This is a genomic window from Streptomyces sp. NRRL S-1022 (assembly GCF_000720135.1).
Classification (GTDB): Bacteria; Actinomycetota; Actinomycetes; order Streptomycetales; family Streptomycetaceae; genus Streptomyces.
The window spans coordinates 37972-63865 of sequence record NZ_JOIU01000004.1; the positions used below are offsets into that span (position 1 = coordinate 37972).

Genomic DNA, 25894 nt, shown 5'->3' on the forward strand with positions numbered 1-25894 from the left:
TTCGAAGGCGGCCGGGGTGACCAACCGCCTTGAGACATGGCGCAGTTGCGCGCCACGGGGGTTGGTATGACCCCCGGGGCCCACCCTTGCGGATCAGTCATGGGCACGTAAAGCCGGAATGATCCATTTCGCGAACTTCTAGGGCAATCCTTTACGAATGGGCGCCACGGAGTGATCGCGGGATCACCAACTGTGTGTCGGCTGTGGAGACGATGCCTCCATCCCCTAGGTTCCCAGGGCGGGATGTGACCGATGTCGCATCAACACCCGGACCGATGGGAGTGGGTAGGGGATGGTCTCAGCAACGGTGGGACGGGGCGCGGTCCTCGGAGCGGTCGCGCTGTCGCTGCTCGCGGTCCCGGCGCAGGCGGCGACCGGGGGTCCGGACACCCCGGCGGTCGCGGCGCTGCCGGCGCCGGACACCGCGGGGGTGGCCGCGGTGCTGCGTTCGGCGGTGGCCCAGGGCGCGCCGGGCGCGCTGGCCCGGATCGACGACCACGGCACGACGTACCGGCTCACCCGCGGCGTCGCCGACCGCGCCACCGGACGCGCCATCAGCACCGACGACCGGTTCCGGATCGGCAGCGTCACCAAGACCTTCTCCACCGTCGTACTGCTCCAGCTCGCCGACGAGAACCGGCTCGCCCTCGACGCGCCGGTCAACCGCTATCTGCCGGGCCTGCTGCCCGACGACCGGATCACGGTACGCCACGTGCTGAGCCACCGCAGCGGGCTGTACGACTACACGAACGACATGTTCGCCAGCAGCGTCTCCGGTTTCGAGGCGGTCCGCTCGAAGGTCTTCACCTACCGCCAGCTGGTCGCCCTGTCCCTGAAGAAGCCGCGCACCAACGCCCCGGGTGCCGCCTACTCGTACTCCAACACCAACTTCGTCGTCGCCGGGCTCCTCATCGAGAAGCTCACCGGGCAGCCGGTGGGGACGGCGTACCAGAACCGCATCATCGGGCCGCTGAAGCTGAACGACACGTTCTACGTCCACCCGGACACCGCGATCCCGGGCCGGTACGCCCGCGGTTACCTGACGCCGGACACGGCGGGCGCGCCGCTGGTCGACGCGACCGCGCAGACCGTCTCCTGGGCGCAGAGCGCGGGGGCGATCATCTCCAGCGCGCACGACCTCGACGTCTTCTACAGCGCCCTGCTCAAGGGGAAGCTGATGTCCGCGGCGCGGCTGGCGGAGATGGAGCGGTTCACCAAGCTGAACGGCACGACGGCGTACGGACTCGGGCTGCGGCGGCGCGACCTGACCTGCGGGGTGTCGGTGTACGGGCACACCGGTGCGGTGCAGGGGTACTACACGTACGCGTTCAGCACGAAGGACGGCGGGCGGAGCCTGACGGCCGTGGCCACCACGTCGAACAACGGCAAGGTGCTGGACACGCTGGCCGGTGCCCTGGAATCGGCGTTCTGCGGCAAGCCGCAGGCGGCCGGGCGCTAGTCACGCGCGCGGCGCTGCCGGCTGCCCGGACGCTCCGGTCGGGACGTCCGGGCAGCCGGCGGTCCCCGGGGGGGCAGCCGCTCACTGCCGTTGCCACAGCGCGGGGGTGTTCGGCGGCTCCCAGCCCTGCTGGGCCTGGTGGGTCTGCAGACAGCGGTAGGCGGCGCCGCCGTACGTCACCGTGGCGCCCGCCTGGTAGACGGTGCCGGCCGCCCAGGTGCCGCCCGGGTCGCCCGGGTCACCGGGGTCGCCGGGACCGGTCGCGGTCGTCTTCAGCGTGAGGCCGTACGACTGGAGGATCGGGTTGACCGGCTGGAAGTACGTGGTGCCGCCGCTGGTGCAGTTGCCCGTGCCGCCCGAGGTGACGCCCTGTGCCTGGCTGCCGGAGATGAACGAGCCGCCCGAGTCGCCCGGTTCGGCGCACACAGAGGTGCGAGTGACCCCGGTGACGGTGCCCTCCTGGTAGGTGACGCTGCTGTTGAGCTGCTGCACCGTCCCGCAGTGCCAGCCCGTCGTCGAGCCGGAACGGCACACGGAGGAGCCCACGGTGGCCTGTGTCGAACCCGTGACCTGCGCGCTGGAGCCGTTGACGTAGGGCGTCGCCGTCCAGTTGGCGTTCGCGGCCACCCACGCCATGTCGTTGCCGGGGAAGACGGACGCCTGGAAGGTGCCCTGTGCGACCCGGTTGGAGCCGGTGGTGGTGCTGCCGGCCCGGCCGCAGTGGCCGGCCGTGGCGAAGCCCTGCTGGCTGCCGCGGGTCACCGGGAAGCCGATCGAGCAGCGGGTGCTGTTGTCGATGTAGTACGCGTCGCCGCCGCGCAGGTCGTAGAGCGGGCGGGGGTGCTCGGCGGACTTCACCATGCGGGCGAGGGAGGCGTCGACGTGGGCCGCCGCCAGCAGGGAGCGTGCGGCGTCGGTGCGTACCGCCCGCACCACCAGCGCGTTGGACGGGACGTCGACGTACCAGACGGGGGTGTCGGTGGTGGCGCGCCGGGCGGCGGCCCGGTCCAGGCGTGCCTTGGCGGCGTCGAGCGCGGTCAGGGAGTGGTCCACCACACGCGCGGCGGCGCCCCGGGCCCGGATCGCCGGTACGTCCGCCGGGTCCGTGGTGGCGACGGTCAGGGTGTCCGATTCCGCGCCGCGCACCCAGGAGCCCGCGTAGTGCGCGCCCAGTGCGGCCCGCAGCCGGCCGGAGGTGGCGCCCGCCTCCGCCTCGTTGGCCAGGCGGCGCTCGGCCTGCTGCCGGGTCAGGCCCAGGTCCCGTTCCAGGGCCCGCAGGAGGGCGGGCGGGGCGGCGTCGGTGCGCAGCGTCCCGGCCGCCGTGGGCGCGGCCGGGACGCCGGACGGCCGGGCGCTCGCGGAGCCGCTGAGCCCGGCCACGAGCAGGGCACCCGCCGCCGCGGCGGCGGCGCACGCGGCTGTGAGGGGGCGTTGGAGCATGGGGAGGTCTCCTCGGATTCGGTGGAGTGCCGGAAACCGTACGGAGCCCCCGACCGCGTCCGTAAGACGTCAGCCGACCCCCTGCCCCGGTGTTATGGCAGGCGTGCGGTTCGGCCACGCGCCGTCAGGACGCGCGCCCGGTGCGGCGGTGCGCCCTGGCCGCCGGTTCCGCGCGGTGCGCGAGCCAGTGGGCGTAGCCGTCGCTGCGCGCCGCCGCGTCCTCGTGTGCCTTGCGGCTCTGCGCGAGCACCGTGGCCGCGGTGCCCGGCCGCTGGCCGGCCGGGCGCCAGCCCAGCAGGTGCCGCCAGACCAGCGGGGTGCCGGCGAGCGGGCGGGTGGTGAGGCCGGGCGTCGACGGGAAGGTGGCCCGGCACAGGCCGACGGCCCGGCCGACCTGCACCAGGTGGACGCAGGACGCGGTGTCCGTCTCGTACATGCGGCGGGGGGTGAAGCCGGCCCGGGCGCAGGCCGCGGTGAAACAGTCGCCGAAACAGCCGTCGCCCGGGACGCACGCCCACGCCTCGTCCGCGAGCGCGGTGAGGTCGATCTCCGGCCCCCGGGCGAGCGGATGGGTGTCGGCGAGCATGACGAAGACCGGGTCGACGGCGATCTCCTCCCAGACCAGGCGGGTGGCGTCGGGCGGGGGCGCGGAGCCGCAGGCACCGGTGAGGGCGAAGTCCAGGCGTCCCTCGGCGAGCAGCCCGGCCAGTTCCCGCTCCGACCAGGAGGCGCGGGTGCTCAGGCTGGTGCCGGGGGCGGCGTCGGCGAGCCGGTCCACCAGCGCGCCGAGCAGCGGCCCGTGGGTGCCGCCGAGCCGGAGCCGCTCCCCCTGCCCGCGTCCGCGGGCGAACTCGGCCGCCTCCTGCTGCAGTTCGCTGACCGCGGGGAGCACGAGCCGGGTGCGTTCCAGGACCAGCTCACCGAGCGCGGTGGCCCGCACCCCGTGCCGCCCCCGTTCGAACAGGGTGCCGCCCAGGGCTCGCTCGATGCGCCTGAGCTGCGCGCTCAGTGCGGGCTGCGCGAGTCCGAGCGCGGTCGCCGCCCTGGTCAGGCTGCCTGCCTCCGCGATGGTCCGAAGGGTCCTGAGATGCCGCAACTCCAGCTCCATGAGGGGAGCTTGCGGCGCCGGACGGCATGGGGCAAGAGGTTGGTCCAGACCAAAGTACGGTATCTGGTCGATGCCCGCGACAAGCGGCGAGCCCGTCCGGCACGCCAGGAGAGGGGAGCACGAGCAATGCGCGCCACCACCGTCCCACCGGGAACCCCCGGTCTGCCGACCGCGGCCGGGGACGTACCCCTGCACCGGCTGGAGGTGGCCGGGCCCGGGCACCCGCCGTTCGCCGCGGGCTCCTTCGAGGCGGTGGGACCGCTGTCCCGGTGGAGCCGCCCGCACCGGCACACCTTCTACGAGATCATCCACGTCAGCGCCGGTTCCGGCACCCACGTCGTCGACCTGGTGCGCTGGCCGGTCCGGCCCCCGCACCTGGCCGTGGTGCTGCCCGGGCAGGTGCACCACTGGGAGGGCGGCCAGGGCCCGGAGGGGACCCTGGCGCTGTTCACGGACGACTTCCTGGTCGACCACCCCGGGGACCGCGAGGTGCTGCGGCGGCTCGGGGAACGGGGCTGGTTCGCGCTGGACGCCGAACACGACCGGTCCGTGGGGCGGCTGATGGCCGAACTCGTCGCGGAGCACCGGCAGCGCGCCCCGGGCCACGAGAGCGTCCTGCGCTCGCTGCTGCACGTCCTCGTCGTACGCGCCGCCCGGCTGCCGCGGCACGGCGGGGCCGGCCGCGACCCGCGGGTCCTGGGCCGGCCGGCCGCCGTGGCCGAGGAGTTCACCCGGCTGATCGCGCGCCCGGAGGCGGCCGGCTGGAGCGTGCGGGAGTGCGCGGGGCGGCTGGGCGTGACGCCCGGCTACCTCACGCAGGCGGTACGGGCCGCCACCGGCCGCCCGCCGGGACGGCTGCTGATCGAGGCCCGGGTGTACCAGGCACAGCAACTGCTCGCGCACACCCGGCTGTCGGTGCGGCAGGTCGCCGCCCGCACCGGCTTCGCCGACCCCGCCTACTTCAGCCGGTTCTTCCGGCGGGAGACCGGCAGCAGCCCCGGTGACTTCCGAAAACACCACAGCCGCCACGACCAGTCCCTCGAACTCCCGTCCGTGCGGACTTAGTTTCATTGCGCATCCGACCCCCCACGAGGAGGAGACATGGACGGAGCAGGCAGGGACGGCGCCGGGGCGCAGGAGGAGCCGAGGTCCCAGCGGCTGGTCCACCGCAAGACGGTGCTGCGCGCGGCCCTCGCCGCCACCGCCGCGGTGCCCGTCGCCCTGATCGGCGGCCCGGCGCTCGCCCGCACGTTCGTCGCGGGCGGCGCGGCGCCCGAACTCACCCCGCCGTGCGACGACGGCGACCACCCCACTCCGGAACAGATCGAGGGCCCCTACTTCAAACCGAACTCGCCGGAGCGCACGAGTCTGCTGGAACCGGGCCTGCCGGGCACCCGGCTCACCGTGACCGGCTACGTCTTCGGCCGGGCCTGCCTCCCCCTGTCCGGCGTGCTGCTGGACTTCTGGCAGGCCGACACCAACGGCGCGTACGACAACACCGGTTTCCGGCTGCGCGGCCACCAGTTCACCGACTCCCGCGGCTCCTTCGCGCTGACCACGATCGTGCCGGGCCTGTATCCGGGCCGGACCCGTCACCTCCACGTCAAGGTGCAGGCGCCGCACCGGCCCGTCCTGACCACGCAGCTGTACTTCCCGAACGAACCGCGCAACAGCACCGACACGATCTTCGACTCCCGCCTGCTGATGACGGTGCGCGACGGGGGCGGCGGCCGGGAGGCGGCGTTCGACTTCGTCATCGACGTCCCGCAGGACCCCGGCCCGGGACCCGGTCCCTCCTCGCCGGAGAACACCTGGACGCCGGGGACCGCGTACCGGGCGGGCGACTGGGCGACGTACGCGGCGCGCGCGTACGTCTGCCTCCAGCCGCACACCTCCCAGCCGGGCTGGGAGCCCCCGGCGGTGCCGGCGCTGTGGCAGGCGGCGTGAAGTCCGTTCCGTGATCTTGGCGGAACGCCGGCTTCCGGGACACCATGCCCGGCATGAAGGGTGATCTCTTTTCCAGTCAGCACGTGGTGCAGCCGGCCGTGCAGCCGGGCATGTACGTGGAGAACGCCAAGTGCATCAGGTACGTGGTGAACGGCGAGATGTACGCCCGGCAGGGCGCGATGGTCGCCTACCGCGGCGATCTCGGGTTCGAGCGCAAGGGGCAGGGCGTCGGCGGCATGCTCAAGCGGGCGGTCACCGGTGAGGGACTGCCCCTCATGGCGGTGCGCGGGCAGGGCGAGGCCTGGTTCGCGCACGAGGCGCAGAACTGCTTCATCGTCGAGGTCGAGTCCGGCGACCAGTTCACCGTCAACGGCCGCAACGTCCTGTGTTTCGACGCCTCGCTGGCGTACGAGATCAAGACGGTGAAGGGGTCCGGCATCGCCGGCGGCGGCCTGTTCAACAGCGTGTTCAGCGGGCAGGGCCGGCTCGGCCTGGTGTGCGAGGGCAACCCGCTGGTCATCCCGGTGTCCGCGCAGGCGCCGGTGTACGTCGACACGGACGCGGTGGTGGGCTGGACGGCCCACCTGCGCACCTCCCTGCACCGCTCGCAGTCCATCGGCTCGATGCTGCGCGGCGGTTCGGGCGAGGCCGTGCAGCTCATGCTCCAGGGCGAGGGGTTCGTGGTGGTGCGGCCGAGCGAGGTGACGCCCCAGAAGGCCCAGCAGCACTGACCTTGCCTGTGATCCGTGTCGCACGGGCAACCCCCGACGCCGTACCGGCGTCTTGATCGACAACAGACCGGGCCCCGGCCCCTCGGGCCGGGGCATACTTCCGAGATGCTATACACGGTATGTATACACTCCGTGTATAGAAGGGTACGCATGTACGGCAAGGCTTTCGCCCCGGAGTACCAGGGCGCCCTGACCACCCTGTCCGTGAACTCCTCGCTGGTCGACGTGCTGGCCGAGGCCACCGAGCGGCTGCACGAGGCCGAACGGGCCGGACACCCCGGCGAGGCGGCGCGCTGCGGGCTCGCCGTCGCCGAGGCCCACCGCCGGCTGGGCCACGTACAGGAGGCCGACCGGGCCTGGAAGGCGAGCTACCGCGCCGCCCGCGAGGCCGGCGACACCGCCGCCATGGCCTGGGCGCTGTGGAGCGGGGGCACCCTGGCCCGGCAGCGCGGGGCGTTCCCGCTCGCCTGGCGGCTGCTGGGGCTCGCGGCCGAACTCGGCGAGCGGGGCGGGGACGTGGTGGTGCGCGGCTACTCGCTGGCCGGCCTCGCGGAGACCGGCCGGATCCAGGGCGACTACGCGGCCGTCGGCCGGCTGCACGAGCAGCTGCTGGCCGAGGCCCGCAAACGGGGCGAGGCCCGGCACACGGTGTGGGCCCTGGAGGGCATCGCCCAGATGCACCGCAACACCGGCGACCACGACCGGGCGTACGCCCTGTTCGAGGAGGCGGCGGAGATAGCCGGCCGGGCCGACGACCGGCGCGGCCACGCCTGGGCGCTGCGCGGGCTCGCGGACGTGCTCTCGGTACGCGACGGCGCCACCGAGCGGGCGCTGGAGCTGCTGGCCGAGGCGGAGGCGACCTGCCGGGAGATGAACCTCTCCAGCGCACTCGCCTACAACCACAAGATGCAGGGCAACGTCCTGTACCGCGCGGGCCGTTACGCCGAGGCCCGCGAGCGGTACGAGCTGGCGCTGACGGAGTTCCGGACGATGAGCGAACCCCGCGGCGAGGCGCTGTCCCGGCTGGGTCTCGCCAAGTCCCTCGCCCGGCTCGGCCGCGACCGGGCCGAGACCGCCGCCGAACTCGCCGACCTGGCGCGGACGCTGGAGCGCAGCGGGCTGCGGCACGCCCGGGAGATGGTGGCCCGGGCCCAGCGGGAGTTCGGCCTCGACGCGGAGGCCGTACGGTGACGGCGCCCGTCTCGCCGGTGCGGGAGTCCGCCCGGCACGCTCTCGCCCGGTGCCGCGAGCTGGTGCGGCCGGAACTGCGGGCGGCGGTGGGGCGGCTGCACCCCTGGGTCGCCGAGATGGCCGCGTACTCCTTCGGCTGGTGCGAGGTCGGCGGGGCGCCCGCCGGCGCGCCGGGCGGCAAGGGCGTACGGCAGGCGCTCGCGGTCCTCGGCGCCGAGGCCGCGGGCGCCGACGGCCGGGCCGGGGTCCCGGCGGCGGTCGCCGTGGAGCTGGTGCACGCCTTCTCGCTGCTGCACGACGACATCATGGACGGCGACGCGAGCCGGCGCGGCCGCCCCGCCGTCTGGCAGGCCTACGGCACGGGCCCGGCCGTACTGGCCGGGGACGCCCTGTTCGCGCTGGCGGTGGACACCGTCGCCGCCGCGACCGAGACACCCGGCGCGGTACGGCTGCTCTCGGCGGCCCTCGCCGACCTGGTGCGCGGGCAGGCCGACGACCTGCTGTTCACCACCCGGCCCTGGACCGGTCCGGAGCGGGTGACGGCGCGGGAGTACCAGGTGATGGCCGAGGGCAAGACCGGCGCGCTGCTGGGCTGCGCCGCCGCGCTGGGCGCCACGCTCGGCGGCGCGCCCCGGGACACGGCCCTCGTGCTGGACCGGGCCGGGCGGCACCTCGGGATCGCCTTCCAGCTGGTCGACGACGTGCTCGGCCTCTGGGGCGACCCGGCCGTCACCGGCAAGTCCGTCGGCGGCGATCTGCGGGAAGGCAAGAAGACGTTCCCGGTGCTGGCCGCGCTCGGCTCCCCCGCGGCCCGGCACCTGCCCGCGCTGCTCGGGTCCCCCGAGCGCGCCGAGGAGGCCGCCGCGCTGATCGAGGCGGCGGGGGGCCGTACGGCGGCCCTGGCCGAAGCCCGCGCCCACACGGCCGCCGCACGGGAACTGCTCGCCGCCGCGCCGCTGGCCGCGGGCCCCGTCGAGGAGCTGACCGGGCTGCTGGACCTGCTGGTGGGCCGCGCGCTGTAGCCGTGCGCCGAGACGGCGTTGACCAACGGCGTCCCGGCGGGTCAAGGTGCGAACGGCGCGGTTCCCGACCCGCGCGGGAAGGTGGAGCACCGTGATCGACCTCGCGGACATCGAGGGCGCCGCACAGCGGATCGCCGGGCACGTCGTCCGGACGCCGACGGTGCCGAGCCCCGGCCTCGGCGCACTGCTCGGCGTCCCGGTCACCGCCAAGCTCGAACTGCTCCAGCGCACCGGCTCGTTCAAGGCCCGCGGGGCGACCGCCAAGCTGCTGTCGCTCAGCGAGGCCGAACGGGCGGCGGGCGTGGTCGCGGTCAGCGGCGGCAACCACGGGATCGCGCTCGCCGTGATGGCGGCGGCCCTCGACGTGAAGGCGACCGTGGTGATGCCGCGTACCGCACCCGCGCGCTCCATCGAGCTGGCGGAGGACGCCGGGGCGTCGGTACGGCTGACGGACGGCATGGACAGCGCCTTCCGGCTGGTGACCCGGTTGCGGGACGAGGGCCTGACGCTGGTCCACCCGTTCGACGACCCGGTGGTGATCGCCGGGCAGGGCACGGTGGGCCTGGAGCTGGCCGAGGACGCCGGGGAGCTGACCGATGTGGTCGTCAGCGTGGGCGGCGGCGGTCTGATCGCCGGTGTGGCGGCGGCCCTGCGCGCCCTGCGGCCCGGGGTACGCGTGTGGGGCGTGGAGACCGCGGGGGCCGAGGCGATGTCGGGGGCGCTGGAGGCCGGCGGTCCGGTAGCCGTGCCGCTGTCGTCCCTGGTCACCACGTTGAGCGCGCCCTCGGTGTCGCAGCTGACGTACGACCACGTGTCCGCGCTGGTCGAGGAGGTCCTGGTGGTCCCGGACCGGGACGCGGTGCAGGGCTGCCTGGACCTGGCCGAGCACGCCAAGGTGTGGGCCGAGCCGGCCGCGGGCTGTCTGCTGCCGGCGGCCCGGCAGGTGGTCGAGCGGGCCGGCGCCGGCGCCCGGGTCGGGCTCGTGGTGTGCGGCGGCAACACCGCGCCGGGCGAGCTCGCCGGCTGGGCCGCCTCCTTCGGGCTGCTGTGAGGCCGGGACACCTGTCCCGTGGCACCCGTCCCGGCACCGCGGAGCGCCTCCCCGCGTTTGAATAAAAGGCAAGAAGGGGCGTGAATCGAGGATTCGCTGAACGCACCCCCGCGCGCCCTGCGTACCTCCGGGAAAGACGATGCAGGGTTTCAGCGAGGGATGACCATGGTCGAGGCGCACGTCTCCGCACACGAGTTGGTCGCCGGCCGGTACCGGCTCCTGGAGGTCTTCTCCCGCGAGACGAACCGCCTGTGGTGGTACGCCGAGGACGTGACCGCGCAGCAGCCCCGCCTGGTGGCGCAGACCGCCCTGCCGGGACCCGCCGCCGAGGACACCGCGCGCCGCGTCACCGCCCGGGTCGTCCGCACCTCGCAGACCATGCGGCCGCTGTGCCCCGGCCAGGTCGCCGCGGTCGTCGACGCCGTGGTGGAGGCGGGCACCCTGTGGACGGTCACCGAGTGGATCGACGGCACCCCCCTGACCGAAGTCCTCGCCGAAGAAGGCTCGTTGCATCCGGTGCGGGCGGCCCGGCTCGGCCTGGAGCTGCTGGACGTGCTGCAGGCCGCGCACGACGAGGGCATCACGCACGGGGAGCTGAGCCCCGGCCAGGTCTTCGTGCGGGACGGCGGCCCGGTGGTCGTCACCGGGTTCGGCCTGGCGGGCGCGACCCTGGTCCCGCGGCTCACGGCACCGTCGTACGCCTCCCCGGAGCAGGCCAGGGACGAGCGGATCGGCCCGGCCGCCGACCTGTGGGCGCTGGGCGCGCTGCTGTACACGGCGGTCGAGGGCCGCCCGCCGTTCCGGGACCGCGGCCGGCCCGACGCCACGCTGAAGGCGGTGGACCGGCTTCCGCTGCGCACCCCGCTGCGCGCGGGCCCGCTCACCCAGGCCGTCCAGGGGCTGCTGCGCAAGGACGCGCGGGAGCGGCTGTCCCGGCCGGTGGTCCGGGAGGCGCTGAACCGGGCGCTGAGCGAGGACACCGACGCGGACCGGGAGCCGGCCCCCGCGCCCCGGCTGCGCGGCGCCTACCGCGGCGTGCGGTCCGCCGGACCGCTGCGCGGCAGGCGGATGGCGGTCGCCGTCGGCGCCCCGCTGGCCCTGGTCACGGTGGCCGCGGCGGTGCTGGCCGCGGCCGGCGCGCTGCCCGGCACGGGCACGGCCGCGGCGCCGCCCCGGGCCACCGGCCCCGCCACGCCCGCCGGCCGGCACACCGGTGGCGGCACCCCGGCCGCCCCCGCGCCGGCCGCCACGCCGAGCGCCCCGGCCTCCTCCTCCGCCCTGCCGGCCGGCTACCGCGGGTACAGCGCCCCCGAGGGCTTCTCGGTGGCACTGCCCGACGGCTGGAAGCGGCTGGCCACCTCCCGGGTGTCCGGCCTCGCCTACCGCGTCACCTTCGGCCGGGGCGGCGACTCGCCGACGCTCGCCGTCACCTACAGCGAGCGGGTGGGTCCCGACCCGGTCGCCGTCTGGCGGGACGACGTCGAGCCCGGCCTGGCGCGGCTGCCCGGCTACCGCCGGCTGGGTGCCGTGCGGGCCGCCACCTACCAGGGGCGCAGGGCCGCCGACCTGGAGTGGCTCGCGGGGTCCGGGGACACACGGACGCACACCTTCGGGCGGGGCTTCCTGCTCGGCGGGACGCGGGGCTTCTCCCTGCGCTTCACCACCCCGGCCGCGGCCTGGGACGACACCGCCAACCGGCTGGCGCTGAAGACCTTCCTGGGGACGTTCCGGCCGCCGAAGGGCTGAGCTGTGCCCGCCGGCCGTTTTCCGGGCGCCGAGCCGGGGACTCGCTTCTCATGGTGCAAATCGGATACACGATGATGACCGAGCAGACGGGTCCCCGGGACCTGGTGGACCACGTGGTGCGCGCCGAGGAGGCCGGTTTCGACTTCTCGGTGATCTCCGACCACTACTTCCCGTGGCTGCGTTCGCAGGGGCACGCCTCGTACGCCTGGAGCGTGCTGGGTGCCGCTGCCCAGGCCACGTCGCGGATCCCCCTGATGACCTACGTCACCTGCCCCATCCTGCGCTACCACCCGGCGATCGTGGCGCAGAAGGCCGCGACCGTGCAGCTGCTGTCGGAGGGCAGGTTCCGGCTCGGCCTCGGTGCCGGCGAGAACCTCAACGAGCACGTCGTGGGCGGCGGCTGGCCCCCGGTCGACGTCCGCCACGAGATGCTCGAAGAGGCGGTGCAGATCATCCGCGCGCTGTTCGAGGGCGGCCACGTCACCCACCACGGGCAGCACTACGACGTGGAGTCGGCCCGGCTGTGGGACCTGCCGGAGCAGGCGCCGCCGATCGGTATCGCCGTCTCCGGCGAGCAGTCCTGCAAGCTCGCCGGGCATCTCGCCGACCTGGTCATCGCGACCGAGCCGAAGGCGGGCCTGCTGGAGGCCTTCGACCGGCACGGCGGCAGCGGCAAGCCCCGGGTGGGCCAGCTGCCGGTCTGCTACGACCCCGACCGGGACACGGCGATCAAGCGGGCCCACTCGCAGTTCCGCTGGTTCGGCCTCGGCTGGAAGGTGAACGCCGAGCTGCCCCACCCGGACTCCTTCGAGGCCGCCACCCAGTTCGTCACCGAGGACGACGTCGCCTCCGCCATTCCGTGCGGTGACGACGTGGACGCGTTCGTGGAGGCGGTACGGCCCTACGCGGAGGCCGGGTTCGGGGAGGTCGCCCTGGTGCAGATCGGCGGGGACGCGCAGCCGGAGTTCCTGGACTGGTCGGCGAAGACCCTGCTGCCCGCGCTGCGGGAGGCGTTCGCCTGACGGGCCGCCGCCGGTGTGATGGGGCGCGGGTGCACGCGGGATTTCGGGAATCAGTCACTTGGGTGAGCATCCCGGGCACTTCGGGGGTACTAGAGGGCCCTACGCCCATTGTTGTCGGAGGCCCCCCGCGTGAACTCGTTCGTGCACAAGACCCTGGTGGTGCAGCTGCTGTCACAGGGCACCGGCCGGTGTCCGGTGCTGGCCCACCTCAGCTACGACGCCGACGACCCGTTCGCCGTCACCGCCGTCTTCACCCACGACGGCCGGGTGCTGGCCTGCTGGCGGCTGGACCGGCAGATGCTGAGCGACGGGCTGGCCCGGCCGGTCGGGGTCGGCGACGTGCGGATGCGGCCCGAGGCCACCGGTCCCTGGCACGAGCTGCGCCTGGAGTTCCTCGGGGACATCCGCCCGGACGGCGGCCGGCACCATGCGGTGGTGTTCGCCTGGGCACCCGCGATCGCCGCGTTCCTGCGCGAGACCTACAAGGTCGTCCGGCCGGGCCAGGAGCGCTTCCCCGCGGACGAGCTGCTGGCGGAGATCCTCTCCACGGCTGAGTAGCCGTACTCATGCCCGCGGCCCGCGCCCGGCCGCACGATGGGGCTCCCAAGACACCCGAGGCCGTCCTCAGGCAAGGAGCCCGCCGTGACCGCAGTGCACCCCGCCCCGCTCCACGCGCCGCGCCGCGTACCGCCCGTCCTGTTCGCGGGCGTGGTGGCCGCGGGGCTGGTCCTGTCGGCATGGGGCGCACGCGACCGCACCACCTGGTTCCTGGAGACGGTGTGGGCGCTGGCGGGCCTGCCGCTGGTGGTACTCGCCTGGCGGCGCTTCCCGCTGACGGGGCTGCTGTGCGGGCTGCTGACCGTGCACGCGCTGGTCCTCGCGGTCGGCGGTCATTACACCTATGCGGAGGTGCCGGCGGGCGACTGGGTGCGCGACACCCTCGGCCTGGACCGCAATCCGTACGACCGCTTCGGTCACCTGATGCAGGGCTTCGTCCCGGCCGTGCTGGTGCGGGAACTGCTCAGCCGGACCTCGCCGTTGCGCGGCAGCCGCTGGCTGGCGCCGCTCACCGTGTGCGCCTGTCTGGCCTTCAGCGCCTGCTTCGAGCTGCTGGAGTGGCTGGCGGCCGAGATCGGCGGGCACGGCGCGGACGCGTTCCTCGCCACCCAGGGCGATGTGTGGGACACCCAGTGGGACATGTGCTGCGCACTGATCGGGGCGGTGCTGTCCGTGCTGCTGCTCGGCAGGCTGCACGACCGGCAGCTGAGGGCCCTGGCGGCCCGCCGGTCCGTAAGGCCCTAGCGGTCCGTCCGGGAGGTGTGCCGGCGGCGGGCCCACAGGGGCAGGCCGTACCAGCACAGCAGGTACCAGGCGACGACGCCCGCCACCAGGAACGGCACGTAGCCGTCGTGGGTGGCCACCCGCAGGATCAGCAGCAGGGACGACGTCATCGTGGCGAGCAGCAGGACCAGGCCGACGAAGGTCAACCGGGACGCGAGCCGCACCGCCTGGGGCTTGACCCGGCGGCCGGAGACCAGGCGGTGCAGGGACACCGGTCCGATGAGGGCGCCGGTCGCACAGGCGCCCAGGACGACGGTCACGATGTAGATGGCCTGGTTGGTGCTGGTCAGCTGGGTGTACTTGGGCTGGAAGACGACGGTCAGCAGAAATCCGAAGAGGATCTGCACCCCCGTCTGCGCCACCCGGACCTCCTGGATGAGCTCCCCCCACATCCGGTCGGCCCGCTCCTCCTCGGTCTCGTCACGTCCTCTGCGCCGTTCTGCCTCCGTCATGCGGTTGCGTGTAACCGCGCGGCCGTTCCTTCAAACGGTGCGCTCGCCCGCGGCTACCAGCGGTGTTCGACCTGGTCCTTGACCCGCCGTTCGTACAGCTCGCGGATCGCGGTGAAGGTCCCCGCGGGCAGCGGCGGCAGCTTGGCCGCGGCGGCGTTGGCGCGGGCCTGCTCCGGGTTGCGGGCGCCGGGGATCACCGTGGTCACGCCGTCCTGCTCGATGATCCAGCGCAGCGCCAGCTGGGCCGGGGTGTACCCCTCCGGGGCGAGCGCGGCGAACTCGGCGGCGGCCTCGACGCCGGTGCCGTAGTCGACGCCGGAGAAGGTCTCGCCCTGGTCGAAGGCCTCGCCGTGCCGGTTGAAGGTGCGGTGGTCGTCGGCCGCGAACACCGTGTCCTTGGTGTACTTGCCGGACAGCAGCCCGGAGGCGAGGGGGACGCGCGCGATGACGCCGACGCCGGCCGCGCGGGCGGCGGGCAGCACCTCGTACAGGGGCTTCATGCGCAGCGGGTTGAGGATGATCTGCACGCTCGCCACGTGCGGCCGGGCGATCGCGGTGAGCGCCTCGGCGCAGGTCTCCACACTCACCCCGTACGCGGCGACGCGCTCCTCCTCGACCAGGGTGTCCAGGGCGTCGAACACCGCGTCGGAGGAGTAGACCGGGGTGGGCGGGCAGTGCAGCTGCACCAGGTCGATGCGGTCGACGCCGAGGTTGCGGCGCGAGCGGTCGTTCCAGGCACGGAAGTTGTCCAGCACGTAGTTCTCGGGGACCTGCTCCACCCGGCGGCCCATCTTGGTGGCCACCAGCACGTGCAGATCGGGGCGGCCGCGCAGGAACGAGGCGATGGTGCCCTCACTGCGTCCGTCGCCGTACACGTCGGCCGTGTCGAAGAAGGTGACCCCGGCCTCGGCCGCCGCCTCCAGGACGGACAGGGCTTCCTTGTCGTCCACGGCGCCCCAGTCGGCGCCCAGCTGCCATGTGCCGAGGCCGACCACCGATGCCCACTGACCCGACCTGCCGATCACGCGTTCGTCCATGGCGTCAGTCTGTCATCCGGTACGGCTCCGTCGCGCCCCGTGGAGTGCACCGTCCGGGTGTGAGCTGTGCCTGTACGGCGGGCCCGTACCGGTCGGCGAGGGCGTCGGTGCCGGTGCCGCGCAGGTGCGGGCCGCGGGCGACGCCGTACATCACGCCGAGGCCGACGAGGGCGGCGACGGCGAGTTCGGCGCGCAGGCCCGCGTCGGGGCCGGTGAGCCGGGCGGCGAGGCGTTCGGTCACCTGGGCGCGGAAGTTGGCGCGCAGCACCTCGCCGTGGTCGCCGTGCAGCGGGGCGAAGGCGATGCGCAGCAGCGGGTCGGCGCCCCGTTCGCGCTGGCTGGACACCACGTGCCGGACCATGTGCCGGCCGAGGTCGTCCAGCGGGGCGTCCAGCAGGTCGTCGGCGTCGGTGTCGAAGGACATCACGCGGGCGAACAGGGCGTCCTTGTTGCCGAAGTACTTCAGGATCAGCGGCGGGCTGACCCCGGCGCGTTCGGCGACGGCCCTGAGGGTGATGTCGGCGTGCGCGTGCCGGGCCAGGAGGTGGCGGGCGGCCTTCAGGATGGCGGCCTTGGTGGCCTCGGCGTCCCGGCGTGCGGGGGCGGGCGCCTGACCGGGTGGAGTGGTCATGGTCCTCATGCTCCCTCCATCGCCTCGTCGCGGGTGCCCCGGGTGGCGCCGCGGTCCCGCCGGGTGCGACGGGCGGGGCCGTCGCCGGGGATGGACAGGGCCGCCGCGCAGGCCGCGAGGGCGACGGCGCCGGCCAGGGCGAAGGCGAGCAGGTAACCGTGCAGGCTGGGCACGGGGACGCCGCCGAGAGGGCTGCTGTGGTGGACGAGGACGGCGGCGACGGCCGCGCTGGAGACGGCCTGGCCGATGGTCCGCATGAGGACGTTGACGCCGTTGGCGGAGGCGGTCTGGGCGGCCGGTACGGCGCGCAGGATGAGGGTCGGCAGCGCGGAGTAGGCGAGCGTGGTGCCGGTCGCCACCACGGACGCGCCCAGGACGATCATCCACAGGTCGCGGCTGTCGGCGATGCGCAGCGCGTATCCGCAGGCGATGACCGCGGCGCCCAGCGCGAGCGTGATCCGCGGGCCGCGCGCGGCGGAGATGCGGGCCGACAGCGGGGAGAACAGCAGCATGGTGACGCCGCCGGGCAGCAGGCAGAGTCCGGTGGCGACGATGGACAGGCCGAGGCCGTACCCGGTGGCCTTCGGTGCCTGCACCAGCTGGGCGGTGACCAGCGAGTTGGCGTAGAAGGCGAACCCGGTCAGCAGGGCCGCCACATGGGACAGCCCCACCCGTGGCCGGGTGACCAGCCGCAGGTCGACCAGCGGCCGGGCGGCGCGCAGCTGCTGACGGCACCACAGGACGAGGACGACGGCGGCCGCGAGGAACAGGGCGAGGACCCGGGCGCTGCCCCAGCCCCAGGTGCCGCCCTGGGAGACGCCCAGCAGCAGGCAGACCAGCCCGGCGGCGAGGCCGAGCGCGCCGGTGACGTCGAAGCGGCCGGGCTCGCGCAGCGGCGACTCCCGCACCGCCCACCAGGTCGCGGCGACACCCAGTGCACCGAGGGCACTGGTCAGCCAGAACATGGTGTGCCAGTCGGCGTACTGCACGACCAGCGCGGCGAGCGGCAGGCCGAGCGCGGCGCCGATGCCGACGGTGGAACTCATGAGAGCCACCGCCGAGCCGCGGCGCTCGGGCGGGAGTTCGTCGCGCAGGATGCTGATGGAGAGCGGGACCACGGAGGCGGCGGCGCCCTGGAGCGCGCGGGCGGCGATGAGCACGCCGATGTCGGAGGACAGCGCGCACATCACGGAGCCGACGGTCATCAGGGCGAGCGCGGCGGTGAGCACCCGGCGCTTGCCGTACATGTCGCCGGCCCGGCCGAGCACGGGCGTGAGGACGGCACCGGCGAGCAGGGTCGCGGTGACCGTCCAGGAGACGGTGGCGGCCGAGGCGCCGGTGAGCCGTGGCAGGTCGGGCAGGAGCGGGACGACGACGGTCTGCATGACCGCCATGAGGATGCCGCCCGAGGCCAGTACCGGGACGGTGAGCCGGTCGCGCAGCCGGGGCGGCGGGGGTATGGGGGCTGGCTGGTCCATCGGCGCTCCTGCGGGCGGCACGGTGACGAGGTGAATACTCATTCACCTTATCGAGTGAATGGGTATTCACCAACGTTTCTTCGCCCGAACGGGGAGCGGCTTCCTCGGGTTCTGCTTCGCGGGCCGCCGGGTGAGGGTCCTAGCCCCGGCGGGCCGTGGAGCGGGCGTGGAGGGCGCGGGCGGCGCGGGGGCCGAGCCAGCTTTTGAGCCGGCGCAGCGGCTCCAGTTGCCCGGCGGCCTTGTCCAGGCCGTAGTAGAGCTGCGGCGGGACGTGGGGCAGCAGCGGGGAGTGGCGCTGGCCGAGCAGGGCGAACATCCGGTGCGGGGGCAGGTGGATGTAGCGGGGCAGGTTCTCGTACCACTGAGCGCTGTAGCGGGCCGCGCTCTGCACGGACAGCAGCTCGGCCTGACGCCGGCGCTCGTAGGCGGCGAGGGCCTCGGGCAGGCCGGCGTGTTCGCGCAGGGCGCCGGCCAGGCACATGGCGTCCTCCAGGGCGAGGGTGGTGCCGGCGCCGATGGAGTAGTGGGTGGTGTGGGCAGCGTCGCCGACGAGGACCAGGTTGCCGTGGTGCCAGGTCCGGTTGGTGAGGGTGCGGAAGGTCAGCCAGGAGGCGCCGGGGCGGGCGACGAGGGGGTGACCGTCGAGGACGTCGGCGAAGAGCTTCTCCAGCACGACGAGCCCCTCGGCCTCGTCGGCCCGGTCCAGGCCGAGGCCGGTGTAGGTCTGCGGGGAGCACTCGACGACGCAGGTGCTGTGGTCGCCGCTGTAGCCGTAGCCGTAGGCCCAGATCCAGCCGTGCTCCGTCTCGGTGAAGGCGAAGGAGAAGGCGTCGAAGACCTTGGTGGTGCCGAGCCAGATGTAGTGGTTGCGGCCGGCGGTGACGCGGGTGCCGAAGTGGCCGGCCGCGCGGGTGCGCAGGGCACTGTGCACGCCGTCGGCCGCGACGACGAGGTCCGCGCCGGCGGGCGGCTCCGTCAGCTCGCTCTCGAACCGCAGGCGGACGTCCAGCGCGCGGGCCCGGTCGGCGAGCAGGCCGAGCAGCCGGTGCCGGCCGATCCCGAAGCCCTCGTCGCCCCGGTGCCGGGTGGTCAGGTCGCCGACGCGGGCGACGCCGTCGGTCCAGCGGACGGAGTGCTCCTCGATCGCGCGGGCCGATTCCGGGTCGTGCTCACGGAGTTTTTCGAGGAGTCCGCGCCAGTAGGTGACACCCCAGCCGTAGGTGGAACCCTCCGGGTTGCGTTCATGGACGGTGACGTCATGGGACGGATCCTGCCGCTTGAGCAGGATGGCGAGGTACAGGCCCGCGGGCCCGCCTCCGACGCAGACGACCTTCACACGCACCCCTGACAGTCACTGAACGCAGTCGGACGACATCGGAGGGTAGCAGCCGGCGCTCCGTTCAATCGCGCCAGTTTGGCGTGGTGAGCCGCACCACTCGGATGGACGGCGATCGGGAAGGATCATCGAAAACGCGGGCGCCCCGGCAAGGAATTGCCCGTTCCGGAGCAGATCGGGCCACTGCCGAAGCAAGATCATCTTAGTTCAACTCTGTACGACATGTGGTTAATTGTCCGGATCGTAGCCAACCGGTTCCGGGTGATTTCTTCCGCTCCGGAGCGTCCCGATAGGCATGCATGGTCACCCACCGGACCACTCCTGAGGAGGACCCGCATGCCCGACATCACCCGGCGCCGCGCGCTCACCACGGCAGCCGCCGTCGCCGCGACGGCCTCGGTCGCCGCCACCCTCGCCGCGCCCGCCGCGTCGGCCGCCGGCCACCACATGTCCCCCACCCCCGACTCCTTCGACGAGGTCTACAAGGGCCGCCGGATACAGGGCCGTCCGGCGAGCGGCGGCGGACACCACCACGAACACGGCGGCGGTTACGCGGTGTTCATAGACGGCGTGCAGCTGCACGTGATGCAGAACGCCGACGGCAGCTGGATCAGCGTCGTCAGCCACTACGACCCGGTGTCCACCCCGCGCGCCGCCGCCCGTGCCGCGGTGGACGAGCTGCAGGGTGCACCGCTGCTGCCCTTCCCCGCCAACTGACCGCCACGCCAAGGATCTCCGGAGCACCGCGCACCATGACCGTACGCAAGAACCAGGCCACCCTCACCGCCGACGAGAAGAAGCGCTTCGTCGCCGCCGTCCTCGAACTCAAGCGCAGCGGACGCTACGACGACTTCGTCCGTACGCACAACGAGTTCATCATGTCGGACACCGACACCGGCGAGCGGACCGGCCACCGCTCCCCCTCCTTCCTGCCCTGGCACCGCAGATTCCTGCTGGACTTCGAGCAGGCGCTGCAGTCCGTGGACTCCTCGGTGGCCCTGCCCTACTGGGACTGGAGCACCGACCGCACGGTGCGCGCCTCGCTGTGGGCACCGGACTTCCTCGGCGGCACCGGGCGCAGCACCGACGGCCGGGTGATGGACGGCCCGTTCGCCGCGTCCACGGGCAACTGGCCGGTCAACGTGCGGGTGGACACGCGTACCTTCCTGCGCCGGTCGCTCGGCACGAGCGTCAAGGAGCTGCCCACGCGCGCCGAGGTGGAGTCGGTGCTGTCGATGGCGACGTACGACATGGCGCCGTACAACAGCGCCTCGGACGGCTTCCGCAACCACCTGGAGGGCTGGCGCGGGGTCAACCTGCACAACCGGGTGCACGTGTGGGTCGGCGGGCAGATGGCCACCGGGGTCTCCCCCAACGACCCGGTGTTCTGGCTGCACCACGCCTACATCGACAAGCTCTGGTCGGAGTGGCAGCGGCGGCACCCGGGCGCCGGCTACGTGCCGACGGGCGGCACGCCGGACGTCGTGGACCTGAACGACACCATGAAGCCGTGGAACACCGTGCGCCCGGCGGACCTCCTGGACCACACCAAGTTCTACACGTTCGACGTCTGATCAGACCTCGGCGGTACGGCACTCCGGGTGGCCCCAGCCCTGCGCGTTCTTGGCGATCTTCTCGCCGGCCGCGTAGGGCCGGCCGCACTGGCAGCGGCCGGGGAACTTCGCCTTGATCGTGCGCGCGGACGCGCCACCGCCGGAGCGCGCGGACGCGGTGCCGCCGGTGCGGCGGGGCGCCTTCCCGCGCGGTGCCCCGGACGCCTTCGGGGTGTCGGGCGACGGCGGGGGCTCCGGCGAGCCGAGCGCGCTGCCGGCCGGCTCCTGGACGGAGGCCGCCTGGCTGGCCGCGCGGTCGGCGAAGTCGTTCAGCGGGTCGCCGTCGACCTGGTGGGCGGGCACGTAGCGGAACTCGACGGACCGGCCGCCGAGGAGCTCGTCGATGCGGACCACCAGGTCCTGGTTGGCGACCGGCTTGCCGGCGGCGGTCTTCCAGCCGTTGCGCTTCCAGCCGGGCAGCCAGGTGGTGACGGCCTTCATCGCGTACTGGGAGTCCATCCGGATCTCCAGCGGCACGTCCGGCTCGACGGCCGCGAGCAACTGCTCCAGGGCCGTCAGCTCGGCGACGTTGTTGGTGGCCCGGCCGAGCGGGCCCGCCGCCCAGCGCGCGGGGACCGGCTCGTCGCCGTCCGAGACCACCCACGCCCATCCGGCCGGCCCGGGGTTCCCCTTCGAAGCCCCGTCGCACGCGGCCACCACACGTTCACGCATGTCCTCGATCATGCCATGGCCGCGGGCAGGGCCGTTCCGGGACCGGTCAGACCTCCCTCACCTTCGGCATCTCGCCCTCGGTGGTCGCGATGTCGATCACCGAGAAGTTCGCGCCCTGCGGGTCACTCAGCGCCGCGAACCGGCCGAAAGGGCTGCTCATCGGCCCGAAGCGGAGGATCCCGCCGAGCCTGACCGCCCGGTCGACGGCCGCGTCGCAGTCGTCGACGGTGAAGTAGACATTGATGTACGCCGGCACCTCCGGCGGGAAGTCGTCCGTCATCCGCATCCGGCCGAGGACGGTGTCCTCGCCGACGTCGAACATCCGGAAGTCGACCGCGTCGTCCTCAAGCTCCTTCATCCGGTACGGGAAGACGGCCGAGAGGAAGGCGTCCGCCTGCTCCGGCTCCCTGGTGAAGACCTCGGCCCAGCAGAAGGCGCCGGGTGTCGCCGTCGTCCCGAAACCCTCGTGGGTGCCCGCCTGCCACACGCCGAACACGGCCCCGCTGGGCTCCCGGGCCAGGCACATGGTGCCGAACTCGCCCACCTGCATCGGCTCCAGCAGCACCTCGCCGCCGTTTCGCCGGATCTTCTCCGCGGTGGCCGCGGCGTCCGGCGAGGCGAAGTACAAACACCACTGCGACTGCCCCTCCTGGCCGGGCATCGGCGGGACGACGGCGGCCACGGCCTTGCCGTCCGCGTAGGCCTGCGTGTAGTTGCCGTACGCCGACGACGACTCGCCGAAGGTCCAGCCGAGGACGTCACCGTAGAACCGCTTGGCTCCCTCGACGTCGCTGAACATCGCATCGGCCCAACAGGGCGTTCCCTCGGGTTGCACGGCCATGATCGAAGCCCTCTCGGTCGGCTGCTCTGCCCCGCTACCTCACGCTAGCCACCCCGCCGTCGCCCCGCGCGCCGAACATCCGGGGCCGCAAACCTCGGCAAAGCCGGGTGCGGAAGCACAAGATCGGCGCACGGGCCGGCACCACCGCCGCGGAACACCCCTCACGCAGGTTTGAGCCCCACGGTGATCAAACCCGCCCCTTTCACGCTGTACCGGAACACCAGGCGTCCTGTTTGGCTGTTTCGAGCACAGCGGCATCGCGCGCACCACCGACCGATCCCGTCCGCACCGCCCCGTCCGCCTGTTTGCAGGAGGGAATGTGTCCACTCCGGACATCGCCACCGGTTCCGCAGTCGACGAACCCGATCCCGGGCCGCCGGCCGACGCCCAGCCCACCAGCCTGGGCACCCGCGCGGCCCGGCAGCTCACGACCACCACCAAGTCCGAACCGCAGATGCAGGCCATCACCTCGCGGTGGCTGCTGAAGACCCTGCCGTGGGTGGACGTCAAGGGCGGCGCCTACCGGGTCAACCGGCGTCTGCAACTGCGCACCGGCCGCGGGCGCGTGCACTTCGAGCAGAACGGCGCCGACGACGTCCGGGTGGTTCCCGAGACCCTGACCGAGCTGCCGATCCTGCGCGGCTATCCCGACGCCGACGTGCTGCGGGAGATCGCCGCCCGCTTCCAGCCCCGGGAGGTGCGCCCGGGCCAGGTGCTGTTCGAGGCGGGGCAGCCGGTCACCGAGGCCTACCTCGTGGCACACGGCCGCTTCACCCGCTACGCCATCGGGAAGTACGGCGACGAGGAGATCGTCGGCGTCGTCACCGACGGCGACCAGGTGGGCGACGAGGCGGTCGGCCAGTCCGATCCGCTGTGGCTGACCTCCGTCCGGGCGGAGACCGCCGGTGTCGTGCTGGCGCTGCCCTGGGCGGTCGTGGAGGAGTTCACCGCGCGGGTGCCCTCCCTGGCGGCGCACCTGCGGGCGTACGTCGAGCGGCAGCGCCGGCCGATGAACCGCAAGGGCGAGGCGGAGTTGCCCGTGCAGGCCGGACACGTCGGCGAACCCACCCTGCCGGGCGGCTTCGTCGACTACGAACTCACCCCGCGCGAATACGAGTTGTCGCTCACGCAGACCGTGCTGCGGGTGCACACCAGGGTCGCCGACCTCTACAACGACCCGATGGACCAGACCGCCCAGCAGCTGAGGCTGACCGTCGAGGAGATCCGCGAACGGCAGGAGTGGGAGCTGGTCAACAACCGCGAGTTCGGCCTCCTGCACAACGTCGACTACGGCCAGCGCATCAGCAGCCTGACGGGACCGCCGACCCCCGACGACATGGACGAACTGCTGGCGATGCGGCGCAAGACGAAGGTCTTCCTCGCCCACCCGAAGGCGATCGCGGCCTTCTTCCGGCAGTGCAACAAACGGGGACTGGTGCCGGGCAGCGCGAACGTCGACGGTCATGAGGTGCCCGCCTGGCGCGGTGTGCCGATCTTCCCGTGCAGCAAGATCCCGGTCACCGGGAACCACACCAGCAGCATCATCGCGCTGCGCACCGGCGAGGCCGACCAGGGCGTGATCGGCCTCTACCAGACCGGTATCCCCGAGGAGTTCCAGCCGGGCCTGAACGTCCGCTTCATGGGCATCGACAGCGCCGCGATCAGCAACTACCTCGTCACGGCCTACTACTCGCTGGCCATCCTGGTGCCCGACGCGGCCGGAATCCTGGAGAACGTCCAGGTCGGCCGGACCGCCGAGTGACGGCCGGGAGCACGCGATGAGCACACACACCCACGCGTACCGGCTGCCCGGGCCTCCGGACATCGCCCGCAGCATGCGCAGGGACCGGCGCACCGGGACGATCCCCGGGCTGCACCACCGGCCGGCCGTTCCCGCCGACCCGGCGAAGGCCGCCGAGGTCGACCGGCGGCTGGAGGCCTGGGCGCGCGGCCTCGACCTGTTCCCCGCGGCATGGAAGGGGGACTTCTCCGGCTTCCAGGTCGGCCGGGCCGTCGTCCTGCAGCATCCCGGCGCCCTCGACCTGGACCGCCTGACGGCCGCCGGCAAGCTGCTGCTCGCGGAGAACGTCGTCGACTCCTGCTACTGCGAGGAGGACGAGGGCCGGGGCGGCGCCCGCCGCGGCCTCGGCGGGCGGCTCATCGCCGCCCAGTCGGCGATCGACCCCTACCACGGCATCCCGGAGCTGGAGGAGGAGTGGCGCGAGGGCGTACGCGCCGACGGCCCCCTGCGCTCGTACCACTTCGCCCTCGCCGACTACGCGACGTTCGCCACGCCCAGCCAGACCGACCGGTTCGTGCACGACATCGCCCGGCTGCACCTGGGCTACCTGGCCGAGGCCGCCTGGGCGGAGACCCGGTACACGCCCAGGGTGTGGGAGTACCTGGTGATGCGGCAGTTCAACAACTTCCGGCCCTGTCTGTCGATCGTCGACGCGGTGGACGGCTACGAACTGCCCGAACAGGTCTACGCCCGCCCCGAGATCCAGCGGATCACGGCGCTGGCCGGCAACGCCACCACCATCGTGAACGACCTGTACTCCTTCACCAAGGAGCTGGCCAGCGACCCGACCCACCTGAACCTGCCGCAGGTGGTCGCCGCCAACGAACGCTGCGGACTGAAGGCCGCCTATCTGAAGTCCGTCGAGATCCACAACCGGATCATGGAGGCCTTCGAGGAGGAGTCCGCCGTCCTGTCCGGCACCTCGCCCGTCGTGGAGCGCTACGCCCAGGGGCTCGCCGCCTGGGTGTCCGGCAACCACGAGTGGCACGCCACCAACTCCCACCGCTACCACCTGCCCGACTACTGGTGAACCACCCGTCGTCGGAACGAACCACCGCCACCCGCGCACCAAGGAGCAACCGTTGACGACCGTGCCCGTCACCCGGACCGCATCCGTTCCGGTACCGGCCCAGTCCACCTACCAGAGCCGCGTCGCCGACTACTGGAACGCCGAGGAGAACCCGGTCAACCTCGAACTCGGCAAGATCGACGACCTCTACCACCACCACTACGGCGTCGGAGCGGCCGACCACTCGGTGCTGGACGAGCCGGACGGCGCGCTGCGGCGGGAGCGCATCACCACCGAGCTGCACCGGCTCGAACACGCCCAGGCCGAACTGCTCGCCTCCCACCTCGGGCCGCTCTCCCCCACCGACCGGGTCTTCGACGCCGGCTGCGGCCGCGGCGGCGGCAGCGTGGTGGCGCACCTGCTTTACGGCTGCCACGCCGACGGCGTCACGATCTCCGCCAAGCAGGCCGAGTTCGCCAATGAGCAGGCCCGCAGGCGGGGCATCGACGGCAAGGTGCGCTACCACCACCGCAACATGCTCGACACCGGCTTCGAGACCGGCGCGTACGCGGCCTCCTGGAACAACGAGTCCACCATGTACGTCGAGCTGGACCTGCTCTTCGCCGAGCACGCCCGGCTGCTGCGCCGCGGCGGACGCTACGTGGTGATCACCGGGTGCTACAACGACACGTACGGGCAGGCCTCCCGCGAGGTGTCACTGATCAACGCGCACTACATCTGTGACATCCACCCGCGCTCGGCGTACTTCCGCGCGATGGCCCGCAACCGGCTGGTGCCCGTGCACGTGGAAGACCTGACGCAGGCCACCATCCCGTACTGGGAACTGCGCAAGGAGGCCGACCACCTGGTCACGGGCATCGAGGACACGTTCCTGTCCGCCTACCGCAACGGCAGCTTCCAGTACCTGCTCATCGTGGCCGACCGGGTCTGAGCCCGGCGAAATCC

Annotated in this window: 25 protein-coding genes; 16 read left to right on the forward strand and 9 right to left on the reverse strand. The window is 73.2% G+C overall.

What is annotated here, in order from left to right; genetic code table 11:
• The first annotated feature begins 292 nt into the window (after positions 1-292).
• Entirely contained in the window at positions 293-1459 is a 1167-nt protein-coding gene (locus IG05_RS0104860; protein ID WP_030339452.1) for a serine hydrolase domain-containing protein, read from the forward strand.
• A gap of 81 nt (positions 1460-1540) precedes the next feature.
• Here the strand turns inward: IG05_RS0104860 and IG05_RS0104865 are convergent, their stop codons facing one another.
• Positions 1541-2899, reverse strand: coding sequence for a carbohydrate-binding protein (locus tag IG05_RS0104865; RefSeq protein ID WP_030339454.1), 1359 nt, complete (start codon positions 2897-2899; stop codon positions 1541-1543).
• Between the two features lie 124 nt (positions 2900-3023).
• On the reverse strand, positions 3024-4007 hold the full coding sequence (locus IG05_RS0104870; RefSeq protein WP_030339456.1) for a LysR family transcriptional regulator: 984 nt from the start codon (positions 4005-4007) through the stop codon (positions 3024-3026).
• A gap of 126 nt (positions 4008-4133) precedes the next feature.
• On the opposite strand from IG05_RS0104870, the gene IG05_RS0104875 reads away from it, so the two are divergent.
• From IG05_RS0104875 to IG05_RS0104920, 10 genes are all read left to right on the forward strand, one after another.
• Entirely contained in the window at positions 4134-5072 is a 939-nt protein-coding gene (locus IG05_RS0104875; RefSeq protein ID WP_030339458.1) for an AraC family transcriptional regulator, read from the forward strand.
• Between the two features lie 36 nt (positions 5073-5108).
• Complete coding sequence (locus IG05_RS0104880) at positions 5109-5954, forward strand: carbohydrate-binding protein (RefSeq protein ID WP_051789498.1); 846 nt, start codon at positions 5109-5111, stop codon at positions 5952-5954.
• Between the two features lie 53 nt (positions 5955-6007).
• Complete coding sequence (locus IG05_RS0104885) at positions 6008-6685, forward strand: AIM24 family protein (protein ID WP_030339462.1); 678 nt, start codon at positions 6008-6010, stop codon at positions 6683-6685.
• 150 nt (positions 6686-6835) lie between these two features.
• On the forward strand, positions 6836-7876 hold the full coding sequence (locus IG05_RS0104890; protein ID WP_030339464.1) for a tetratricopeptide repeat protein: 1041 nt from the start codon (positions 6836-6838) through the stop codon (positions 7874-7876).
• Positions 7873-8898, forward strand: coding sequence for a polyprenyl synthetase family protein (locus tag IG05_RS0104895; protein WP_030339466.1), 1026 nt, complete (start codon positions 7873-7875; stop codon positions 8896-8898). The genes IG05_RS0104890 and IG05_RS0104895 overlap by 4 nt, the downstream gene beginning before the upstream one ends.
• Positions 8899-8989: 91 nt before the next feature.
• Positions 8990-9949 (forward strand): threonine/serine dehydratase, encoded by a 960-nt coding sequence (locus IG05_RS0104900; protein ID WP_030339468.1) that lies wholly within the window; start codon positions 8990-8992, stop codon positions 9947-9949.
• Between the two features lie 159 nt (positions 9950-10108).
• Positions 10109-11695: a serine/threonine protein kinase gene (locus IG05_RS0104905; protein ID WP_030339470.1), complete on the forward strand. Its 1587-nt coding sequence runs from the start codon at positions 10109-10111 to the stop codon at positions 11693-11695.
• Between the two features lie 50 nt (positions 11696-11745).
• Complete coding sequence (locus IG05_RS0104910; protein WP_030339472.1) at positions 11746-12717, forward strand: LLM class F420-dependent oxidoreductase; 972 nt, start codon at positions 11746-11748, stop codon at positions 12715-12717.
• Positions 12718-12846: 129 nt separating this feature from the next.
• Positions 12847-13275, forward strand: a complete 429-nt coding sequence (locus IG05_RS0104915) for an SsgA family sporulation/cell division regulator (protein WP_030339475.1) — start codon at positions 12847-12849, stop codon at positions 13273-13275.
• Positions 13276-13359: 84 nt separating this feature from the next.
• On the forward strand, positions 13360-14019 hold the full coding sequence (locus tag IG05_RS0104920) for a DUF2238 domain-containing protein (RefSeq protein WP_234335766.1): 660 nt from the start codon (positions 13360-13362) through the stop codon (positions 14017-14019).
• On the opposite strand, the gene IG05_RS0104925 is transcribed toward IG05_RS0104920, so the two are convergent.
• The 5 genes from IG05_RS0104925 to IG05_RS0104945 all read right to left on the reverse strand — a co-directional run bounded on the left by IG05_RS0104925 (position 14016) and on the right by IG05_RS0104945 (position 18992).
• Complete coding sequence (locus IG05_RS0104925; RefSeq protein WP_030339479.1) at positions 14016-14510, reverse strand: DUF6328 family protein; 495 nt, start codon at positions 14508-14510, stop codon at positions 14016-14018. The two genes, IG05_RS0104920 and IG05_RS0104925, sit on opposite strands and share 4 nt — an antisense overlap.
• Positions 14511-14563: 53 nt before the next feature.
• A complete protein-coding gene (locus IG05_RS0104930; RefSeq protein ID WP_030339481.1) occupies positions 14564-15547 on the reverse strand; it encodes an aldo/keto reductase in 984 nt (327 codons plus the stop codon).
• A gap of 4 nt (positions 15548-15551) precedes the next feature.
• Positions 15552-16187 carry a TetR family transcriptional regulator gene (locus tag IG05_RS0104935; protein ID WP_030339484.1) on the reverse strand — a complete coding sequence of 212 codons (636 nt, stop codon included), beginning with the start codon at positions 16185-16187 and terminating at the stop codon, positions 15552-15554.
• Positions 16184-17656, reverse strand: a complete 1473-nt coding sequence (locus IG05_RS0104940; protein WP_030339486.1) for an MFS transporter — start codon at positions 17654-17656, stop codon at positions 16184-16186. Before IG05_RS0104940 ends, IG05_RS0104935 begins: the two co-directional genes overlap by 4 nt.
• A 139-nt stretch (positions 17657-17795) precedes the next feature.
• On the reverse strand, positions 17796-18992 hold the full coding sequence (locus IG05_RS0104945) for an FAD-dependent monooxygenase (protein ID WP_030339487.1): 1197 nt from the start codon (positions 18990-18992) through the stop codon (positions 17796-17798).
• Between the two features lie 336 nt (positions 18993-19328).
• On the opposite strand from IG05_RS0104945, the gene melC1 reads away from it, so the two are divergent.
• Complete coding sequence (gene melC1 / locus IG05_RS0104950; RefSeq protein ID WP_030339489.1) at positions 19329-19709, forward strand: apotyrosinase chaperone MelC1; 381 nt, start codon at positions 19329-19331, stop codon at positions 19707-19709.
• Between the two features lie 35 nt (positions 19710-19744).
• Positions 19745-20566, forward strand: coding sequence for a tyrosinase MelC2 (gene melC2, locus IG05_RS0104955; RefSeq protein ID WP_030339492.1), 822 nt, complete (start codon positions 19745-19747; stop codon positions 20564-20566).
• Here the strand turns inward: melC2 and IG05_RS0104960 are convergent, their stop codons facing one another.
• Both IG05_RS0104960 and IG05_RS0104965 read right to left on the reverse strand, forming a co-directional pair.
• On the reverse strand, positions 20567-21289 hold the full coding sequence (locus tag IG05_RS0104960) for a ribonuclease H family protein (protein ID WP_030339494.1): 723 nt from the start codon (positions 21287-21289) through the stop codon (positions 20567-20569).
• Between the two features lie 34 nt (positions 21290-21323).
• Positions 21324-22118, reverse strand: a complete 795-nt coding sequence (locus IG05_RS0104965) for a VOC family protein (protein ID WP_037813015.1) — start codon at positions 22116-22118, stop codon at positions 21324-21326.
• Between the two features lie 319 nt (positions 22119-22437).
• Between IG05_RS0104965 and IG05_RS0104970 the strand changes: the two genes are divergently transcribed.
• The 3 genes from IG05_RS0104970 to IG05_RS0104980 are packed head-to-tail and all read left to right on the forward strand — an operon-like array spanning position 22438 to position 25880.
• Complete coding sequence (locus IG05_RS0104970; RefSeq protein WP_030339498.1) at positions 22438-23880, forward strand: family 2B encapsulin nanocompartment shell protein; 1443 nt, start codon at positions 22438-22440, stop codon at positions 23878-23880.
• 16 nt (positions 23881-23896) lie between these two features.
• The gene (locus tag IG05_RS0104975; protein ID WP_030339500.1) at positions 23897-24949 is read left to right on the forward strand and encodes a family 2 encapsulin nanocompartment cargo protein terpene cyclase; all 1053 of its coding nucleotides are present in this window, start codon (positions 23897-23899) and stop codon (positions 24947-24949) included.
• A 52-nt stretch (positions 24950-25001) separates the two neighbouring features.
• Positions 25002-25880 (forward strand): geranyl diphosphate 2-C-methyltransferase, encoded by an 879-nt coding sequence (locus IG05_RS0104980; protein ID WP_030339503.1) that lies wholly within the window; start codon positions 25002-25004, stop codon positions 25878-25880.
• Positions 25881-25894: the final 14 nt, after the last annotated feature.

Bases quoted from the DNA above. Each gene is read 5' to 3' on its own strand.
- IG05_RS0104860 (WP_030339452.1), top strand. From the start codon at position 293: ATGGTCTCAGCAACGGTGGGACGGGGCGCGGTCCTCGGAGCGGTCGCG.
- IG05_RS0104865 (WP_030339454.1), bottom strand. From the start codon at position 2,899: ATGCTCCAACGCCCCCTCACAGCCGCGTGCGCCGCCGCCGCGGCGGCG.
- IG05_RS0104870 (WP_030339456.1), bottom strand. From the start codon at position 4,007: ATGGAGCTGGAGTTGCGGCATCTCAGGACCCTTCGGACCATCGCGGAG.
- IG05_RS0104875 (WP_030339458.1), top strand. From the start codon at position 4,134: ATGCGCGCCACCACCGTCCCACCGGGAACCCCCGGTCTGCCGACCGCG.
- IG05_RS0104880 (WP_051789498.1), top strand. From the start codon at position 5,109: ATGGACGGAGCAGGCAGGGACGGCGCCGGGGCGCAGGAGGAGCCGAGG.
- IG05_RS0104885 (WP_030339462.1), top strand. From the start codon at position 6,008: ATGAAGGGTGATCTCTTTTCCAGTCAGCACGTGGTGCAGCCGGCCGTG.
- IG05_RS0104890 (WP_030339464.1), top strand. From the start codon at position 6,836: ATGTACGGCAAGGCTTTCGCCCCGGAGTACCAGGGCGCCCTGACCACC.
- IG05_RS0104905 (WP_030339470.1), top strand. From the start codon at position 10,109: ATGACCATGGTCGAGGCGCACGTCTCCGCACACGAGTTGGTCGCCGGC.
- IG05_RS0104910 (WP_030339472.1), top strand. From the start codon at position 11,746: ATGGTGCAAATCGGATACACGATGATGACCGAGCAGACGGGTCCCCGG.
- IG05_RS0104925 (WP_030339479.1), bottom strand. From the start codon at position 14,510: ATGACGGAGGCAGAACGGCGCAGAGGACGTGACGAGACCGAGGAGGAG.
- IG05_RS0104930 (WP_030339481.1), bottom strand. From the start codon at position 15,547: ATGGACGAACGCGTGATCGGCAGGTCGGGTCAGTGGGCATCGGTGGTC.
- IG05_RS0104935 (WP_030339484.1), bottom strand. From the start codon at position 16,187: ATGAGGACCATGACCACTCCACCCGGTCAGGCGCCCGCCCCCGCACGC.
- IG05_RS0104940 (WP_030339486.1), bottom strand. From the start codon at position 17,656: ATGGACCAGCCAGCCCCCATACCCCCGCCGCCCCGGCTGCGCGACCGG.
- melC1 (WP_030339489.1), top strand. From the start codon at position 19,329: ATGCCCGACATCACCCGGCGCCGCGCGCTCACCACGGCAGCCGCCGTC.
- melC2 (WP_030339492.1), top strand. From the start codon at position 19,745: ATGACCGTACGCAAGAACCAGGCCACCCTCACCGCCGACGAGAAGAAG.
- IG05_RS0104960 (WP_030339494.1), bottom strand. From the start codon at position 21,289: ATGATCGAGGACATGCGTGAACGTGTGGTGGCCGCGTGCGACGGGGCT.
- IG05_RS0104965 (WP_037813015.1), bottom strand. From the start codon at position 22,118: ATGGCCGTGCAACCCGAGGGAACGCCCTGTTGGGCCGATGCGATGTTC.
- IG05_RS0104975 (WP_030339500.1), top strand. From the start codon at position 23,897: ATGAGCACACACACCCACGCGTACCGGCTGCCCGGGCCTCCGGACATC.